At 54.2% G+C, this 18581-nt stretch carries 17 protein-coding genes; 13 read left to right on the top strand and 4 right to left on the bottom strand.

Translation table 11 applies throughout. From position 1 onward, the window contains the following. Positions 1–57 precede the first annotated feature (57 nt). Positions 58–114, top strand: a complete 57-nt coding sequence (ysgD, locus tag QMG90_RS22590; protein WP_350494802.1) for a YsgD/CorL family protein — start codon at positions 58–60, stop codon at positions 112–114. Positions 115–263: 149 nt separating this feature from the next. Further along, the gene (corA, locus tag QMG90_RS21040) at positions 264–1214 is read left to right on the top strand and encodes a magnesium/cobalt transporter CorA (protein WP_038160458.1); all 951 of its coding nucleotides are present in this window, start codon (positions 264–266) and stop codon (positions 1212–1214) included. Positions 1215–1300: 86 nt separating this feature from the next. Here corA and rarD read toward each other — a convergent pair whose 3' ends face one another. Together rarD and yigI are read right to left on the bottom strand one after the other, a co-directional pair. Then, on the bottom strand, positions 1301–2194 hold the full coding sequence (gene rarD, locus QMG90_RS21035) for an EamA family transporter RarD (protein WP_283281665.1): 894 nt from the start codon (positions 2192–2194) through the stop codon (positions 1301–1303). A gap of 51 nt (positions 2195–2245) precedes the next feature. Next, positions 2246–2713: an acyl-CoA thioesterase YigI gene (yigI, locus tag QMG90_RS21030; protein WP_049847183.1), complete on the bottom strand. Its 468-nt coding sequence runs from the start codon at positions 2711–2713 to the stop codon at positions 2246–2248. 167 nt (positions 2714–2880) lie between these two features. On the opposite strand from yigI, the gene pldA reads away from it, so the two are divergent. From pldA to QMG90_RS20995, 7 genes are all read left to right on the top strand, one after another. Further along, the gene (gene pldA, locus QMG90_RS21025; RefSeq protein ID WP_283281663.1) at positions 2881–3750 is read left to right on the top strand and encodes a phospholipase A; all 870 of its coding nucleotides are present in this window, start codon (positions 2881–2883) and stop codon (positions 3748–3750) included. 67 nt (positions 3751–3817) lie between these two features. Continuing rightward, positions 3818–5647 carry an ATP-dependent DNA helicase RecQ gene (gene recQ / locus QMG90_RS21020; RefSeq protein WP_283281661.1) on the top strand — a complete coding sequence of 610 codons (1830 nt, stop codon included), beginning with the start codon at positions 3818–3820 and terminating at the stop codon, positions 5645–5647. Positions 5648–5712: 65 nt separating this feature from the next. Further along, positions 5713–6333, top strand: coding sequence for a threonine export protein RhtC (rhtC, locus tag QMG90_RS21015; RefSeq protein WP_283281659.1), 621 nt, complete (start codon positions 5713–5715; stop codon positions 6331–6333). 238 nt (positions 6334–6571) lie between these two features. Beyond that, a complete protein-coding gene (locus QMG90_RS21010; protein WP_283281657.1) occupies positions 6572–8773 on the top strand; it encodes a type VI secretion system Vgr family protein in 2202 nt (733 codons plus the stop codon). A 29-nt stretch (positions 8774–8802) separates the two neighbouring features. Further along, the gene (locus QMG90_RS21005; RefSeq protein ID WP_283281656.1) at positions 8803–10869 is read left to right on the top strand and encodes a kinase; all 2067 of its coding nucleotides are present in this window, start codon (positions 8803–8805) and stop codon (positions 10867–10869) included. Between the two features lie 14 nt (positions 10870–10883). Next, positions 10884–11381 (top strand): hypothetical protein, encoded by a 498-nt coding sequence (locus tag QMG90_RS21000; RefSeq protein WP_283281654.1) that lies wholly within the window; start codon positions 10884–10886, stop codon positions 11379–11381. Between the two features lie 123 nt (positions 11382–11504). After that, positions 11505–11789, top strand: coding sequence for a type VI secretion system PAAR protein (locus tag QMG90_RS20995; protein WP_283281652.1), 285 nt, complete (start codon positions 11505–11507; stop codon positions 11787–11789). Position 11790: 1 nt separating this feature from the next. On the opposite strand, the gene rhtB is transcribed toward QMG90_RS20995, so the two are convergent. Next, positions 11791–12411 carry a homoserine/homoserine lactone efflux protein gene (gene rhtB / locus QMG90_RS20990; protein ID WP_283281650.1) on the bottom strand — a complete coding sequence of 207 codons (621 nt, stop codon included), beginning with the start codon at positions 12409–12411 and terminating at the stop codon, positions 11791–11793. 109 nt (positions 12412–12520) lie between these two features. Here rhtB and pldB point away from each other — a divergent pair, with 109 nt between their 5' ends. The 3 genes from pldB (at position 12521) to QMG90_RS20975 (ending at position 15342) form a co-directional block, all read left to right on the top strand. Continuing rightward, complete coding sequence (gene pldB, locus QMG90_RS20985) at positions 12521–13513, top strand: lysophospholipase L2 (protein ID WP_283281649.1); 993 nt, start codon at positions 12521–12523, stop codon at positions 13511–13513. A gap of 41 nt (positions 13514–13554) precedes the next feature. Further along, complete coding sequence (gene yigL, locus QMG90_RS20980; RefSeq protein ID WP_283281647.1) at positions 13555–14355, top strand: sugar/pyridoxal phosphate phosphatase YigL; 801 nt, start codon at positions 13555–13557, stop codon at positions 14353–14355. Between the two features lie 87 nt (positions 14356–14442). Next, positions 14443–15342, top strand: a complete 900-nt coding sequence (locus QMG90_RS20975; protein ID WP_283281645.1) for a carboxylate/amino acid/amine transporter — start codon at positions 14443–14445, stop codon at positions 15340–15342. Here QMG90_RS20975 and metR read toward each other — a convergent pair. Then, on the bottom strand, positions 15230–16183 hold the full coding sequence (metR, locus tag QMG90_RS20970; protein ID WP_054181017.1) for an HTH-type transcriptional regulator MetR: 954 nt from the start codon (positions 16181–16183) through the stop codon (positions 15230–15232). The genes QMG90_RS20975 and metR overlap by 113 nt on opposite strands. Before the next feature lie 118 nt (positions 16184–16301). On the opposite strand from metR, the gene metE reads away from it, so the two are divergent. Next, positions 16302–18563: a 5-methyltetrahydropteroyltriglutamate--homocysteine S-methyltransferase gene (gene metE / locus QMG90_RS20965; protein ID WP_283281643.1), complete on the top strand. Its 2262-nt coding sequence runs from the start codon at positions 16302–16304 to the stop codon at positions 18561–18563. The last annotated feature ends 18 nt before the right edge of the window (positions 18564–18581 follow it).

Below are 18581 nucleotides of genomic sequence, written 5' to 3'. Positions count from 1 at the left end.
CGCTGCATTTTTGCTGGCGTAACATGCGCGCACGATTACGCTAAGAGGACATTCGCCTTGGACACACCCAGTAGATGCTGGCTCAACTTCCTGTCAATCAGGAACAACTCCTAAGGCTATCCTCTTATGCTGATAGCCTTAGCGGTTGTCGGCGACCTTTCTCTATCCCGTCGCGCTGAGTCAGACTTAATGGTCTGAAACTCCATTCGTTTCTGTGTGCCCTCCGAACTGTCCGATAATATTTTGCATTGGGAGTCCCGGTCATGCTGAGCGCATTTCAACTGGAAAATAACCGCTTAACGCGTCTTGAGGCGGATGAGATCAAACACCTGGCCAGTTCCGTGTGGGTGGATCTCGTCGAGCCGGACGATGACGAGCGAAGCCGTGTGCAAACGGAATTGGGCCAGAACCTGGCGACACGACCTGAACTGGAAGACATCGAAGCATCCGCGCGTTTTTTTGAAGACGAAGACGGGCTGCACATTCACTCATTTTTCTTTTTTGAAGATGCGGAAGACCACGCCGGTAACTCCACCGTCGCATTTACCATTCGCGAAGGGCGTCTTTTCACGCTGCGCGAACGTGAACTGCCGGCATTTCGTCTCTATCGTATGCGCGCCCGCAGCCAGGAAATGGTCGACGGCAACGCCTATGAGCTGCTGCTGGATCTGTTCGAAACCAAAATCGAACAGCTGGCGGATGAAATTGAAAATATTTACAGCGATCTGGAAAAGCTGAGCCGCGTCATCATGGAAGGCCATCAGGGTGATGAATACGACGAACCGCTTTCTACACTGGCGGAACTGGAAGATATCGGCTGGAAGGTTCGCCTGTGTCTGATGGATACCCAGCGCGCCCTGAACTTTCTGGTGCGTAAAGCGCGTATTCCTGCCGGTCAACTGGAGCAGGCGCGCGAGATCCTGCGAGATATCGAGTCCCTGCTGCCACACAACGAATCGCTGTTCCAGAAGGTGAACTTCCTGATGCAGGCGGCGATGGGCTTTATCAACATCGAGCAGAACCGCATCATCAAGATCTTCTCGGTGGTCTCTGTGGTATTCCTGCCGCCGACGCTGGTGGCTTCAAGCTATGGGATGAACTTCGAGTTTATGCCGGAGCTGAAGTGGAGCTTTGGCTATCCGGGCGCGATTATCTTTATGATCCTCGCCGGCCTGGCGCCGTACCTCTATTTTAAGCGCAAGAACTGGCTGTAAAAAAATGGCGGGTGGCACTGCGTTTACCCGCCCTACAAGAGCACATCATCGTAGGCCGGATAAGCGAAGCGCCATCCGGCAATCTTCTAGCTCTGACGTCCTCGTCTTTGTGTATACACTGCATCTATCACGAAGATCACCAGCGCGACCCAGATGAACGCGAACGTCACCATTTTGTCTGCGCCCGGCGTTTCGCCGTAGAACGCGACCGCCAGCAGGAACATCAGCGTCGGACCAATGTACTGGAAGAAGCCGAGCGTGGAGAGGCGCAGACGCGTCGCGGCACCGGTAAAGCACAGTAGCGGAACGGTGGTCACTACCCCTGCCGCCATCAGTAACAGATTGAGTGACATTGGGTTTTGCCCCATATGGCTGGTGGCGCTGTCAGCAATACCAAACAGATAAACCGCCGCCACCGGCAGCAGCCACAGCGTTTCAACCAGCATACCGGTCTGCGCATCCACCGCGATTTTCTTCCGCACCAGGCCGTAAAAAGCAAAGCTGAACGCCAGCCCCAGCGCAATGATCGGCAGCGAGCCAAACGTCCATAGCTGAACCAGTACACCGCATACTGCCAGCGCAACGGCCACCCATTGCATTCGGCGAAAACGTTCGCCGAGAAAAATCATCCCCAGCAGGATATTCACCAGCGGATTGATAAAGTAGCCGAGACTGGCTTCCAGCATATGGTGATTATTCACCGCCCAGATAAACAGCAGCCAGTTTCCCCCGACCAGCACGGCCGACAGCGCCAGCAAGAATATCTTCTTTGGCGTATGCAGTAATTTTTTGACCTGCGGCCACTGACGGCTGAGGCTTATCAGCGCCACCATAAAGAAAAATGACCAGATGACCCGATGCGTGAGGATTTCATCAGCAGGAACGTAATAAATCAGTTTGAAGTAGGCTGGTGCGATACCCCAGATAAAATAAGCGGCGAGTGCAAGCAATACACCCAGCCGCGTCTGTTTAGCATCCATCGGTTCAATTCCTTGCAAAAAAGTGAAGGGATTTTACCCGATAATAGCGACTCAACCCACCATATATGTGGCAGTTGCACTGGCGATGTACACCTGCTCTTCGTTGTGCAACTCCACGCGCGCCACGGCAACTTTGTTACCCGCACGCAGCAGGCTGCTGGTCGCGGTAAAACGGTTGCCGCGCCCCGGACGCAGATAATCCACGCGCAGATCGATAGTTCCCATTCGCGACAGACGCTGGCGAAGTTCTTCTTCGCTGATGGTATCGTGGCGCGTCAACGTGCTGCCCACGCAAACAAGGCCCGCCGCCACGTCCAGCGCAGAAGCAATCACGCCGCCGTGAAGAATGCTTTGCGCCCAGTTACCGACCATCATCGGCTGATTATTAAAGCTCAACTGGGCAAACTCTTTCTCGTAGCGTTCCAGCTCCAGGCCCAGTGCACGGTTAAACGGCATGTGATACACAAAGATCTCGCCCACCATGTTGAGTACCGCTTCGGCCGTTAATTCAGCAGACATAACAGTTTATCCGTTGGTTAATGAAATGTTGATTTTATGATTATCAATTGTTGATTTCCACTTTTAAGAAAGAATATTCAGGCAAGCGTTGTGTCATGTAAGTCTGTAGAATGAGGCGCAGAATAATAACTCTGGCAAATAATCTAAGGTTCGGGAGAACAGAATCGATGCGTATTTTTCTGGGTTGGCTGCTGACAATGGTCGGGCTGTCATTTTCGGCCCTCGCGCAGGAAGCGACAATTAAGGAAGTTCATGACGCGCCCGCCGTTCGCGGTAGCATCATCGCGAATCTGCTGCAGGAACATGATAATCCCTTCACCCTTTATCCTTATGAGAGCAACTATTTGCTCTACACCTGGACCAGCGATCTGAACAAAGAAGCGATTCGGAGCTACGACTGGTCGGAGAATGCGCGCAAAGATGAAGTGAAATTCCAGTTGAGCCTGGCATTTCCGCTCTGGCGCGGCATTCTGGGCGATAACTCCGTGCTGGGGGCGTCGTATACGCAACGTTCGTGGTGGCAGCTTTCCAACAGCAAAGAATCCGCGCCGTTTCGCGAAACCAACTATGAACCTCAGCTGTTTCTCGGTTTTGCCACTGATTACTCTTTTGCCGGCTGGACGTTACGTGACGTGGAGTTCGGCTATAACCACGACTCGAACGGCCGTTCCGACCCGACGTCCCGTAGCTGGAACCGTCTCTATACCCGCCTGATGGCGCAGAACGGTAACTGGCTGGTGGAAGTGAAACCCTGGTATGTGATTGGCAGCACCAACGATAACCCGGATATCGCTAAATACATGGGTTACTACCGTCTGAAAATCGGCTATCAGCTTGGTGATGCGGTGCTCAGCGCGCAGGGCCAGTACAACTGGAATACGGGCTATGGCGGCGCAGAAGTCGGCGTCAGTTATCCGATCACGAAGCATGTACGTGTTTATACACAGGTTTATAGCGGCTATGGTGAATCGTTGATTGATTACAACTTTAACCAGACGCGCATCGGCGTTGGCGTTATGCTCAACGATCTGTTTTAAAACATTGCAGTTTCGCTCACAGGCGCTGAAAATAGCGCCTGTTTTTATTCTGAGAAATGGGGTCACTGTGGCACAGGCGGAAGTACTCAATCAGGAATCACTGGCGAAGCAGGTTTTGCAGGAAACCTTTGGCTACCAGCAGTTCCGCCCGGGCCAGGAAGCGATCATCAATACGGCGCTGGAAGGGCGCGACTGCCTGGTGGTGATGCCGACAGGCGGCGGAAAATCGCTCTGTTATCAGATCCCGGCGCTGGTACTTGACGGGCTTACGGTTGTCGTATCGCCGCTGATTTCACTGATGAAAGATCAGGTCGATCAGCTACTGGCCAACGGTGTGGCGGCGGCCTGTCTCAATTCCACGCAAAGCCGCGAGCAGCAGCTTGAGGTGATGGCCGGCTGCCGTACCGGCAAAATTCGCCTGCTGTACATCGCGCCTGAACGCCTGATGCTCGACAACTTCCTCGATAACCTCAGCCACTGGAATCCGGTGATGCTGGCGGTGGACGAAGCGCATTGTATCTCGCAATGGGGCCATGATTTCCGCCCGGAATATGCGGCGCTGGGACAGTTGCGTCAGCGTTTCCCTGCCGTGCCGTTTATGGCGCTGACGGCGACCGCCGACGACACCACCCGCCTCGATATCGTACGTCTGCTGGGGTTGAACGATCCGCTAATTCAGATCAGCAGCTTTGACCGCCCGAACATCCGCTACATGTTGATGGAAAAATTTAAACCGCTCGATCAACTGATGCGCTATGTACAGGAACAGCGCGGTAAGTCCGGCATTATTTACTGCAACAGCCGGGCGAAAGTGGAAGATACCGCTGCGCGTCTGCAAAGCCGCGGCATCAGCGCCGGGGCGTATCACGCGGGGCTGGAGAACGACGTTCGCGCCGACGTGCAGGAAAAATTCCAGCGCGATGATTTGCAAATTGTGGTGGCGACGGTGGCGTTCGGCATGGGTATCAACAAACCCAACGTGCGCTTTGTGGTGCATTTTGACATCCCGCGCAATATCGAATCCTACTATCAGGAAACGGGCCGTGCCGGGCGTGACGGTCTGCCCGCTGAAGCCATGTTGTTTTACGATCCGGCCGATATGGCGTGGCTGCGCCGCTGCCTGGAAGAAAAACCCGCCGGGCAACTGCAGGATATCGAACGTCACAAACTCAATGCGATGGGCGCCTTTGCCGAAGCGCAAACCTGTCGTCGCCTGGTGCTGCTCAACTATTTCGGCGAAGGGCGGCAGGAGCCCTGCGGCAACTGCGACATCTGCCTTGATCCGCCGAAGCAATACGATGGCGTGAGCGATGCGCAGATCGCGCTTTCCGCCATTGGTCGCGTCAACCAGCGTTTTGGGATGGGCTACGTGGTGGAAGTGATTCGCGGCGCTAATAATCAGCGTATCCGCGAGTTTGGGCACGATAAGCTCAAGGTCTACGGCATGGGGCGGGAAAAGAGCCACGAACACTGGGTCAGCGTGATCCGTCAGCTGATCCACTTAGGGTTTATCACGCAGAATATCGCTCAACATTCCGCATTGCAGTTGACCGATGCCGCCCGTCCGCTGTTGCGTGGCGAAGCGCCGCTGCAGCTTGCCGTACCACGTATTGTCGCCCTGAAACCGCGCGTGATGCAGAAAGCGGCGGTAGGTAATTACGACCGCAAACTGTTCGCTAAACTGCGCAAGCTGCGTAAAGCCATTGCCGATGAAGAGAACATTCCGCCTTACGTGGTCTTTAACGATGCCACACTGATTGAAATGGCCGAGCAAATGCCGCTGTCGCCGGGAGAGATGCTCAGCGTTAACGGCGTGGGAACGCGCAAGCTGGAGCGTTTTGGTAAAGCGTTCATGACGCTGATTCGCTCGCACGTCGATGGTGACGACGAGGAGTAGTCAAGGCAGGAAAAAAGTGCCAGTATGGTTACTTGCTGAACTATTTCCTCCATGAGTAATCGCCTATGTTAATGCTCTTTCTCACCGTGGCGCTGGTGCATATCATCGCGCTGATGAGCCCAGGACCGGACTTTTTCTTCGTTTCGCAAACAGCGGTCAGCCGCTCACGCAAAGAAGCCATGATGGGCGTGCTGGGGATCACCGCTGGCGTTATGGTCTGGGCAGGCGTTGCGCTGCTTGGTCTGCACTTAATCCTGCAAAAAATGGCGTGGCTGCATAATATCATCATGGTCGGCGGCGGCCTTTATCTCTGCTGGATGGGCTATCAGATGCTGCGCGGCGCGCTGAAGAAAGAGGTCAGTACCGCGCCGGCACCGCAGGTAGAATTAGCCCGCAGCGGGCGCAGTTTTCTGAAGGGGTTGCTGACGAACCTCGCCAATCCCAAAGCGATTATCTATTTCGGTTCGGTGTTCTCGTTGTTTGTTGGCGACAACATCGGCGGCGCCGAGCGCTGGGGCATTTTCCTGCTGATCATTGTAGAAACCTTTGCCTGGTTCACCCTCGTCGCCAGCCTCTTTGCGCTCCCGGCGATGCGCCGTGGCTATCAGCGCATGGCGAAATGGATCGACGGCGTCGCCGGAACGCTCTTCGCTGCGTTTGGGCTGCATCTGATCCTTTCCCGCTAATTCCCTCTTCGTATAAGGCAGGTGAATGCCTGCCTTATATCGGTTCTCTGCACTAACTACATTCCTGTCCGAAACCGGCTTTTGACGCATTCAACATTTCCCTTCGTGACCCCGCTCACAGTCTCTGCCCTCTCCTCATGCCAGCATTCGTCTCCAGTTTATAACACATTGTTTTTATTCATGTTATCAATAAATCAGACTCCCGCACTGATGCCATGAATATCTCAGGGACGCCGGTATGTCATTACAGGGATTACGCTTCACGCTGGATATCGACGGGCAGAGGACGGAAACCTTCGCCGTTGTCCGTTTCCGCCTCACCCAGGCACTGTCCACCCCCTTTACACTCGAGGCGGAAGTGGCCGGCAACCGGTTCCGCCAGGCCGCGGATGCACTGCTCGAGAAAACCGCCGTCCTGACTGTCTGGCAGGGCATGACCGCGCTGCGCCGGGTCACCGGTGTGGTGGCCGCCTTCTGCACGGGGGCGGACAACGGCTGGCAGACGCAGTATATGCTGCGCATCCATCCGCCGCTGTGGCGCAGCAGCCTGCGGCAGAACTTCCGTATATTCCAGCAGCAGGACATTGAGGCCATCACCGCCACCCTGCTGGCGGAAAACGGTATCACCGACTGGACCCCGTGGTGTTACGGCGAACACCCCGCCCGGGAATTCTGCGTGCAGTACGGGGAAAGCGACCTGGCCTTCCTGACCCGCCTGTGGTCTGAAGAAGGTATCTTCTTTTATGACCGTCCGTCAGCAGAAGGAGACGGGCTGACGCTGAGGCTGACCGATGACGAAGCCGGACTGTACCCGGCCGGGGAGATGGCGTTTAACCCTGACAGCCACGCAGACACCACAAACCCCTGCATCAGTGAATTCCGCTATCAGGTGCAGGTTCGCCCCTCCTCTGTCGAAACACAGGACCACACCTTCAAATCACCGCTGTGGGACGCCCGCTTCGGTCGAGACGGTGAGCACCTGAACGGGCAGTACACGCAGTATGAAATCTTCGACTACCCGGGGCGCTTTAAGGATGAACAGCACGGCCGGGACTTTGCGCGTTATCAGACGGAAGGCTGGCGTAATGATGCGGAAATGGCCGCCTGTGTCAGTAACTCACCGTCCCTGTGGCCCGGTGCCCGCTTCACCCTGACCGGACATCCGTCAGACCCGTGCAACCGGGACTGGCAGGTGGTGAGTGGTGTGCTGAGTGGTGAACAGCCGCAGGCGCTGCACGGCAGCCGGGGTCAGGGCACCACCCTGAGCAACTGCCTGACAGTGATACCGGCAGACCGCACCTGGCGGCCGCGGCCGGCCGCGAAACCGAAAGTGGACGGTCCGCAGAGTGCCATGGTGACCGGCCCGGCCGGCGAGGAAATCTTCTGTGATGAGTACGGCCGGGTACGGGTGCGTTTTCACTGGGACCGGTACGCGCCGGGGAATGAGGACAGCTCATGCTGGATACGGGTGTCTCAGGCATGGGCCGGTGCCGGGTTCGGCAACCTCGCCCTGCCGCGGGTGGGGCAGGAAGTGATTGTGGATTTCCTCCACGGCGACCCGGACCAGCCGGTGGTCACCGGGCGGGCCTGGAATGACATCAGTCTCCCGCAGGGCAGTCTGCCGGAGACGAAAACACAGATGAGTATCCGCTCGAAGACGTATAAGGGCAGCGGCTTTAATGAGCTGCGGTTTGAGGATGCGACCGGGAATGAACAGCTGTACCTGCATGCACAGAAGAATATGGACACCGAGGTCCTGAACAACCGGACGACGGATGTGAAGGTGGACCACTCAGAAACCATCGGCAACAACCAGCAGATTACCGTGGGGCTGGGGCAGACGGTGACGGTGGGTAAGGAAAATGCCGGAGGCCACGACCAGACGGTGACCGTGGCGCATGACCAGCGCCTCACGGTACGGAATGACCGGACACTGACGGTCAGCAACGACCATCTCACCCGCACGGGCAATGACGAGTCGCTGTATGTGGCCCGGGACAGAAAGGTCACCGTGGAGGGGAAACAGGAGCACAGCACCACGGGTGACCATCTCAGTCAGGTGCAGGGAAGCCTCAGCCTGACGGTGAAGGGTGACCTGGCGCAGGAGGTGTCCGGCGCGCTGGGTATCAGTGCGCAGGGTGAGATTGTGCTGAGCAGCAGCAGCCGGATTACCCTGCAGTCGGGAAGTTCGTTCATCGTGATACATCCCGGCGGGGTGGATATCAGCGGGCCGCTCATCAACCTGAACAGCGGGGGGAGTCCGGGGACGGCGGTTCAGCCGTTACTGCCAGCAGTACTAAAGGCTGAGGAAGAGGAAAACGAAGAGGCACCCCAGGAGGAGGATGCAGAAGACAACGGAGATAGCAGTAATAACAATGGTCAAGGACAGCAGGATGAACCGGAAACGTCAGAAACAGAAAGTCAGTTCCTGTTCTCATAACAACTATCTTCAAGATAAAGGATTATAAGATGATCATCAGCCCGCCGTTACTGCGTGAGCGCTCCGGTACTGAAAGCGACGCCGACTGGGTGAACAGGATGATGGCAGCGGACCCGCAGCGAAGTTTCCCGGTCAACCGGGGGCAGTCCTGGCATGGCGGGCTTCATCTGACCGGCAATGCCTCAGACCCCGTCCGGTGTATTGCAGACGGTAAAGTGATTTCACTGCGTCAGCCGGATAGCGGGAAACGTCATGTTCCGCCGCTGAATTACAACGGGATGACAGATAACGGCTATGTGCTGCTGAAACATGAAACAGAAACCGGCAGCGGGGATGACGGTCAGATTGTCTATTACTCGCTGTATATGCACCTGAACAGCATCGACGAAAACGTGTCAGTCGGGAAAACGCTGTACCGTAAATCCCCGACAGGTACAGCCGGCATGGTGGACGGGCAGAGCGGATATCATTTCCAGATATTCTGCGACGATGAAAATATCCGCAAAATAACCGGAAGAACCACGCCGGAAACAGACCTGACGAAAGACGGGCGGACGGATGTGGTGTATGGCGATATTCATTTTTACCTGCCTGCCGGAACCGCCGTTTATGAAGCCATGCCGGAGGATAACTCGCTGGTGAATAACAGTCCGCTGAAGAAAACCGGCGAGGCGTTATTTGTGACGATGAGTTTCGACAGGGGCAACTGTACGATGGTCACGCGGCGGCAGAACAGTGCGACCGGTATTTATCCGGAAGTGGGTGAGCCATTAATGAATGCGGATGGCGAAGACTATGAGTACAACCTGTACGCTTCCGCCCTGAAACTCTATCCGGAGAGCCCGAGCGCCGGTTACGAGATGCTGCGTTTTGGCCGGGTAATCAATACGGATTATGAAACGCTGGTGCCGGCAGATGCGCCATTGTGGCGGACGGTGAACACACCACAGGGAAAAGGGATTGTGAATCTGGGGGCCAGGGACATCAGGGTTTACAGTGACGGCGACTTTCCGCACTGGACGGGCTGGCAACTGGTGGATGATGACACGGACACCAACAGCCAGTGTAACTCGCCGACGGTCCTGTGTGCGGGCAACCGGGATGTCAGCCGGCTGATTTGCCATTTCCCGCTGGAATGGGACGGCACCACGGTGGATTCACGGTTTGAATGGCTGAAATCGCCGAATGAGGTCCTGTCAAAACCGATGACGGAGTGTGGCTGGAATCTGCTGACGGCGCACGGGAAGGCGCTCTGTCTGGCGGAAAACCCGTTACCATCCGGGCGTGTCTGGCATTTTGACCCGCGACAGTTTATTACTCATTTCAGGAAGTGTGGGTGGCTGAGTTATGGAGAATTGAGTCAAATCTATCCTGATTCAATATACCCCAGTTCCATGACGAAAATTAATGTTACCCCAAAAGAGATAAAAGATAAGTATAAATCATCTGTCAACCAATCAATGAACAAGTATTTTATAAATACATCATCCAGAAAAGCTCATTTTTTCGCACAAGGTGCAGTAGAATCATATTGCATGGCATCAATGATGGAGGGAACTGCAAGTTTCGGTATAAACCCTTTACATGCAAGTTTTGCCAGCGAAGAAAATGGGTATTACAACCCTCCAGCGGGAGGATATCTGGATTACCTGAATGGCCGGTTGGGTAATGTCGAGAGTGGAGATGGTCCAAAATTTAGAGGCCGAGGATTCAAGCAGGTCACAGGAAGATTGAATTATAGTAAGTACTGGGTGTATCGCGGGTGGGTAAATATATCAACTTATCCAATGACATATGCGAATTTTATCAGGCCATGGTGGGGGCGAGTAGTAAGATTAGAATTTGCGCCGAAAATTGAAAACCCTGAGATTTTGTCAGTCGAACCATATTGTTCTCTTGATGCAAGTGCATGGTATTGGAGTGGTGGTTCTGCTTCAGCGGGATATCGTTCAATAAATAAATTAATTGTTGAGGGTGATTTAACATTCGTACACTCAAGGAAAATAACTAATGCAATCAATGGTGGCTACTCTATGGCTCGTGAACGATGGGAACATACTGTAAGAATTTATAAAGTGGTTGGTGATAACATCTAGATAAGGATCCATCCATGGGTAAGTTTTTTATTTTTATCGGTTGTTTATGTTTTATTCTATTTGCTGAGTCATGCTACTCACGTATGGATAATCTGAAAATCTCGCTATCAGGGAGACATGCAATTCAGATAGAAAAGAATAACAACAATAAAATATATCACTTTAATATCGAAATTAATGGATACAAAGTCAATTGCAGTGGTTCAAAAATGATTTTGTGGGGTTATCCTTTGAATTTTAATGAGGGCAGCCCTGCAGATAATTCTTATGTGTTATTTGATATTGCGATTGATTCTGTCATAAGTTCTGGTTTGATGAGCCATGGGATTTTTGATGCGATATATTTGAAAGGTAACAAGAGGGCGTTTCTGGGAACGGGAGAAGGATATCTTCTTTATTTGGACACAGGAGAACTCATCAGGGCAAATGCCAGTATCATAAATCAATTGGATGCTTTAACAGAACGATGTGAAAAACCCATTGACTGGAGTTATAACAGATATCCAATTTAGGGCTATGTTTTTGTGTGGATATGTTATTACTTCAGTACACTGTTAGTGTCACCCTAATAACAGACTTTTTTATTATTGTTCAAATATTCAATGTAATACAGCCCTATTGATTTCGGAGCACCTATGCCTTTAGCCGCAAAACTCAATGATAAAGGAACCGAGCACGACGGTTATCACGAAACCGTGATTACTGCGGGTTCCGCTACGGTATTAATCGATAGATTGCCCGCTGCGAGGTTAGGCGATCCTCTTACGCCGCATGATAAACCCAAGCATCCGCCTCATCCGCGAAAAATCGCCAGCGGGTCGGGCACTGTGTTTATTGAGGGCATTCCCGCAGCCAGAATGGGTGATAGCGTTGACTGCGGTGGGGTTATTGTTGGCAGTGGAACGGTGAATATCGGCTAACTCAGGCATGTCGTGCTGACGCCAGTAGCGCACCTACCAGCATAAACAGCGAACCGAAAATCTTGTTCAGGGCCTTCATCTGGCGAGGGCCTTTGATCCAGGCGGCGATGCGTGTTGCCAGCGTGGCATAACCAATCATCACGATAATATCCACCACGATCGTGGTTACGCCGAGGATGACATATTGCATAACCTGCGGCTGTTGCGGCATGACAAACTGGGGAAACAGTGCGGCGAGAAAAACAATACTCTTCGGATTGGTGAGATTCACAAACACGGCGCGTCGGTAGAGTTTTCGCCGGGACTGCATGTTTGCGAGGCCTTTCAGGTCAATCGCGCCGGCAGCGCGCCACTGCTGGATCCCGAGCCAGATGAGATAGGCCGCGCCAGCCCATTTCAGCACTTCAAAGGCGATAACAGAACGGGAAAATAGCGTCCCAAGACCGATGCCCACCAGCACGATATGGATACCCAGACCGGTTTGCAGCCCGGCGATAGACGCCACCGCGCCACGATAGCCATGGTTGATGGCCGTCGTCATGGTATTAATGGCACCTGAACCGGGTGAAAGGCTCAGGATGATTGCTGTCAGCAAGTAGGCAAACCACCACTCGAAAGTCATGAGAAATTCCCTGATTGTCCGTATTTATGCCACAATACGCTATTGTAAAGGCGTTGTGTTATTGGTCGAAAAAAAACGATGTAACGCGGTGAGAAGGGGCAAAAACCCGATGTGTCAGCAGCAAAATGACTGGGAAACGAGAGAAAATGCGTTTGCTGCATTCAGCATGGGGCCGTTGACGGAATTCTGGCGTCAGCGCGAAGAGGCTGAATTCAAGGGCGTGGACAATGTTCCGGTGCGTTTTGTTCGCTTCTGTCATGCCAAAAACGATCGTGTTATCGTCATCTGTCCCGGTCGAATCGAGAGTTACGTGAAGTATGCAGAGCTCGCCTGGGATCTGTTTCACAGCGGTTTTGACGTCCTGATTATCGATCATCGCGGGCAGGGACGTTCCGGGCGAATGCTGTCGGATACGCACCGCGGACATGTGGTCAACTTTAGTGACTACGTCGACGATCTTGCCGCGTTCTGGCAGCAAGAAGTCGCCCCGGGTCACTGGCGCAAGCGTTTTATCCTGGCTCATTCGATGGGAGGCGCAATAGCGACGCTCTTTTTGCAGCGTTTTCCTCATCAATGCGACGCCATCGCGCTGAGTGCGCCAATGTTTGGCATAATCATTCGTCTTCCCGACTGGATGGTGCGCCATATTCTCGACTGGGCTGAGGGCCATCAGCGCATTCGTGAAGGGTACGCCATCGGTACAGGCCGTTGGCGTGCGCTGCCGTTCGGGATTAACGTGCTGACACACAGCAAAGAACGCTATCGCCGTAACCAGCGTTTTTATGCTGACAACCCGCAATTACGGGTCGGCGGTCCGACCTGGCACTGGGTGCGGGAAGGCATGCTGGCGGGCGAAGAGGTGCTCGCAGGCGCGTCAGACGACGCCACGCCTATTCTGTTGTTGCAGGCGGAAGAAGAGCGTGTGGTGGATAATCGCATGCACGAACGTTTTTGTGAAATCCGCGCCGCGGCGGGTCATCCCTGTGATGGGGGTAAACCGCTTGTCATAGAAGGCGCTTACCATGAGATCCTTTTCGAAAAGGACGCTATGCGCTCGGTCGCGCTTCATGCCATCGTCGATTTTTTCTGTCGACATGATTAATCCGGCGAAAACGCCGCTTTGCTTAGAGGTTGAATGTTTTTATGTACCAGGTTGTTGCGTCTGATTTAGATGGCACGTTGCTTAATCCCGACCACATGTTGTCTCCCTACACCAAAGAAACGCTGAAACTGCTGACCGCCCGCGGCATTCATTTCATGTTCGCGACGGGTCGTCATTACATTGACGTCGGGCAAATCCGTGCGAATCTGGGTATTAAAGCCTGGATGATCACCTCCAACGGTGCGCGTGTGCATGACACCGACGGCAATCTGGTCTTCGCGCATAACCTTGATAGCGATATTGCCTCTGACCTGTTCGGCGTGGTGAACAATAATCCCGATATTGTGACCAACGTTTATCGTGATGATGACTGGTTCATGAACCGCCATCGCCCGGAAGAGATGCGTTTCTTCAAAGAAGCTGTATTTAACTATTCGCTTTACGAACCCGGTTTACTGGAGCCGGAAGGCGTCAGTAAAGTATTCTTTACTTGCCACGATCATGAGATCCTGCTGCCGCTGGAGCAGGCCATCAATGCCCGCTGGGGCGACCGAGTTAACGTTAGTTTTTCCACCCTGACCTGTCTGGAAGTGATGGCGGGTGGCGTGTCGAAAGGTCATGCACTGGAAGCCGTCGCGAAGAAAATGGGTTACAACCTGCAGAACTGTATTGCCTTCGGTGACGGTATGAACGACGCCGAAATGCTGTCGATGGCAGGGAAAGGTTGCATCATGGCTGGCGCGCATCAACGCCTGAAAGATCTGCATCCTGAACTGGAAGTGATTGGCAGTAATGCGGACGACGCCGTCGCTCATTATCTGCGCAAGTTATATCTGGAATAATGAATTTGACGACTGGTTAATATTTAATCAGTCGTCAACCTTCAGCTCCGCTACAATGTGACTCTATTTTCCGGAAAGAGAGTCATTGTGGCGCTACTCATTATCACCACCATCCTGTGGGCCTTCTCCTTTAGCCTGATTGGCGAATACCTCGCGGGGCATGTTGACAGCTATTTTTCAGTGCTGATGCGCATTGGCCTGGCGGCGCTGGTATTTATTCCGTTTCTGCGCCTGCGCGGGCAAACGCTGAAAACCATCGCACTGTATATGCTGGTTGGCGCCATGCAACTGGGCGTGATGTATCTGCTGAGTTTCCGCGCTTATCTCTACCTGACCGTATCAGAATTCCTGTTGTTCACGGTGTTAACGCCGCTGTACGTCACGCTGATTTACGATCTGCTCAGTAAACGCCGCTTGCGTTGGGGGTATCTCCTGAGCGCCTTACTGGCGGTGATCGGCGCCGCCATTATTCGCTATGACAAAATCAGCGACCATTTCTGGACGGGCCTGCTGCTGGTGCAACTGGCCAATATCAGCTTTGCCATTGGTATGGTGGGATATAAACGCCTGATGGAAATTCACCCGATGCCGCAACATAACGCCTTTGCGTGGTTTTACATGGGAGCATTTCTGGTGGCGATCGTGGCGTGGTTTACGCTTGGCGATCCGCAAAAACTGCCGACCACCTCGCTGCAGTGGGGCATTCTGGTGTGGCTGGGCGTTGTGGCCTCGGGTTTAGGATATTTCATGTGGAACTATGGTGCGACGCAGGTGGATGCCGGGACGCTCGGCATTATGAATAACGTCCATGTTCCTGCAGGGCTGTTGGTGAATCTGGCCATCTGGCAGGAACAGCCGCACTGGCCGAGTTTCATCATTGGGGGAACGGTGATAATGGCTTCACTGTGGGTCCATCGCCATTGGGTCGCTCCGCGTTCCGCACAAAAGGAAGGTGATCGCAGGCGTGATTCCGCGTTGAACGAATAAACGCTTCCGTCACCGGCTGACGCTGCTCGCCATCGCGCACGGCGGCGTACAGCCGGCTCCACAATCCTTCCCCCAGGGTTTTGGTGGTCACCAGACCCTGACGTTCAAAGCTTTCCACCACCCAATGTGGCAGCGCCGCGATCCCCATCTGCGCCGCCACCATCTGGATCAACAGCAGCGTGTTATCCACGCTTTTCAGTGAAGGGCTGACGCCCGCGGGTTGCAGGAAATGGCGCCAGATATCCAGACGACCGCGCTGCACCGGGTAAATGAGCAACGTTTCGCTGGCTAAATCTTCCGGCGTGATCCGCGCTTTTGCCGCCAGTGGATGCTCCGGCGCCAGAATCAGACGCACTTCGTAATCAAACATCGGCGAATAATGCAGACCGCTGCGCGGGAGAATATCAGAGGTGAGGACGATATCCAGCTCGCCTTGCTGCAACGCAGGTTGCGGGTCAAACGTCACGCCTGATTTGAAATCCACCTCAACCTGCGGCCATTGCGCGCGAAAGTTTTGCAGTGCGGGAGTCAGCCACTGAATACAGCTGTGGCATTCAATCGCAATACGCAACGTCGTCTGCTGCGGCTCATTACAGGCCTGCAGCGCGCGGCTGATTTGCGGCAGCACCTGGTTCGCCAGTTGAAGCAGAATTTCCCCCTGCGGCGTAAAGCGCAGCGGCTGACTTTTACGCACAAAAAGACGAAAGCCGAGGCGCTGTTCCAGATCGCTGAACTGATGGGAAAGGGCGGACTGGGTCTGATGCAGCGTCGCTGCCGCTGCGGCGAGCGAGCCGCTGTTCCGTAACGCCTGTAGCGTTTTCAGATGTTTTATCTCGATCATGAAAGTCCTTCACTTCGGCATGAACAAATTGCGCTTGAGGAATATACAGTACTTGCGAATTATAGATGTGTAAACATCTGGATGGCTAAATCCTGAAAAATCCACAAGGGGCAACAGTATGACAATTATTAACCACACCCTCGGTTTTCCTCGCGTTGGCCTGCGCCGCGAGCTGAAAAAAGCGCAAGAAAGTTACTGGGCAGGGAATACTTCTCGCGAAGCGTTGCTGGAAACCGGTCGCGAACTGCGCGCTCGTCACTGGGAGCAGCAAAAGCAGGCGGGTATTGATTTACTGCCGGTGGGGGACTTCGCCTGGTACGACCATGTTCTGACGACCAGCCTGTTGCTGGGTAACGTACCGGCTCGTCATCAGAATAAAGACGGTTCCGTGGATATCGACACCCTGTTTCGTATCGGTCGCGGTCGCGCACCGACCGGCGAACCGGCTGCGGCCGCGGAAATGACCAAGTGGTTTAACACCAACTATCACTACATGGTGCCAGAGTTCACCAAAGGCCAGCAGTTCAACCTGACCTGGACGCAACTGCTGGAAGAAGTCGATGAAGCGCTGGCACTGGGCCACACCGTGAAACCGGTGCTGCTGGGGCCGGTTACTTACCTGTGGCTGGGCAAAGTGAAGGGCGAACCGTTCGATCGCCTCAGTCTGCTGAATGATATTCTGCCGGTTTACAAACAGGTACTGGCAGCGCTGGCCAAACGCGGCATTGAGTGGGTACAAATTGACGAACCCGCGCTGGTACTTGAGCTGCCGCAAGCGTGGCTGGAGGCATTCAAACCGGCGTACGACGCACTGCAGGGGTCGGTGAAGTTGCTGCTCACTACTTATTTTGAAGGCGTCACGCCGAATCTGGACACCATCACCACGCTGCCCGTGCAGGGGCTGCATGTGGATCTGGTGCATGGTAAAGACAACGTTGCTGAACTGCATAAACGCCTGCCTGCCGACTGGCTGCTGTCTGCCGGTCTCGTGAATGGCCGTAACGTCTGGCGCGCCGATCTGACAGAAAAATATGGGCAAATTCGCGATATTGTCGGCAAACGTGATCTGTGGGTCGCCTCTTCCTGTTCTCTGCTGCACAGCCCGATCGATCTGAGCGTGGAAACGCGGCTTGATGCGGAAGTGAAGAGCTGGTTCGCCTTTGCACTGCAAAAATGTGAAGAGCTGGCGTTGCTGCGCGATGCGCTGAACAGTGGCGACACGGCGAAAATTACCGAATGGAGCGCGCCGATTCAGGCTCGTCGTCACTCCACCCGTGTTCACAACGCCGCCGTGGAAAAACGTCTTGCGGCGATCACTGCGAAGGACAGCCAGCGAGCGAATGCTTACCCGGTGCGTGCCGAAGCGCAGCGCGCGCGCTTTAATCTGCCGGCATGGCCGACTACCACCATCGGTTCATTCCCGCAAACTACGGAAATCCGCAGCCTGCGTCTGGACTTCAAAAAGGGCAATCTCGATGCCGGCCATTACCGTACCGGCATTGCCGGGCATATCAAACAGGCGATTATCGAGCAGGAGCAACTGGGGCTGGACGTACTGGTGCACGGCGAAGCGGAACGTAATGATATGGTGGAATACTTCGGTGAGCATCTGGACGGTTTCGTCTTTACCCAGAACGGCTGGGTGCAGAGCTATGGCTCACGTTGCGTTAAGCCGCCAGTGGTCATCGGTGATATCAGCCGCCCGGCGCCGATAACCGTAGAATGGGCAAAATATGCACAGTCACTGACCGACAAACCGGTCAAAGGCATGCTGACCGGCCCGGTGACCATTCTCTGCTGGTCCTTCCCGCGCGAAGACGTCAGCCGTGAAACCATCGCCAAACAGATTGCGCTGGCCTTGCGTGATGAAGTAGCGGATCTCGAAGCCGCAGGTATCGGCATCATACAAATCGACGAACCGGCACTGCGCGAAGGCCTGCCGCTGCGTCGCAGTGACTGGGACGCGTATCTGCAGTGGGGTGTAGAGGCGTTTCGCATTAATGCTGCTGTCGCGAAGAATGACACGCAGATCCACACCCATATGTGTTACTGCGAGTTCAACGACATCATGGATTCCATTGCCGCACTGGATGCGGACGTCATCACCATCGAAACCTCACGTTCGGATATGGAACTGCTGGAAGCGTTTGAAGCATTCGAATACCCGAACGAAATCGGGCCGGGGGTATATGACATTCACTCGCCAAATGTGCCAGACGTGGAGTGGATTGAAGCGTTGCTCGCAAAAGCCGCACAGCGTATCCCGGCGGAACGTCTGTGGGTGAACCCGGACTGCGGACTGAAAACCCGCGGCTGGCCGGAAACCCGCGCCGCGCTGGCGAACATGGTCAAAGCCGCACAGAATCTGCGTCAGGCGTAACCTGATAATCGAAGCCGG

It is taken from the genome of Trabulsiella odontotermitis (assembly GCF_030053895.1).
GTDB classification, from domain to species: domain Bacteria; phylum Pseudomonadota; class Gammaproteobacteria; order Enterobacterales; family Enterobacteriaceae; genus Trabulsiella; species Trabulsiella odontotermitis_C.
The sequence above is the reverse complement of the archived record's forward strand: the minus strand, read 5'-3'. Positions and strand labels throughout refer to the sequence as shown.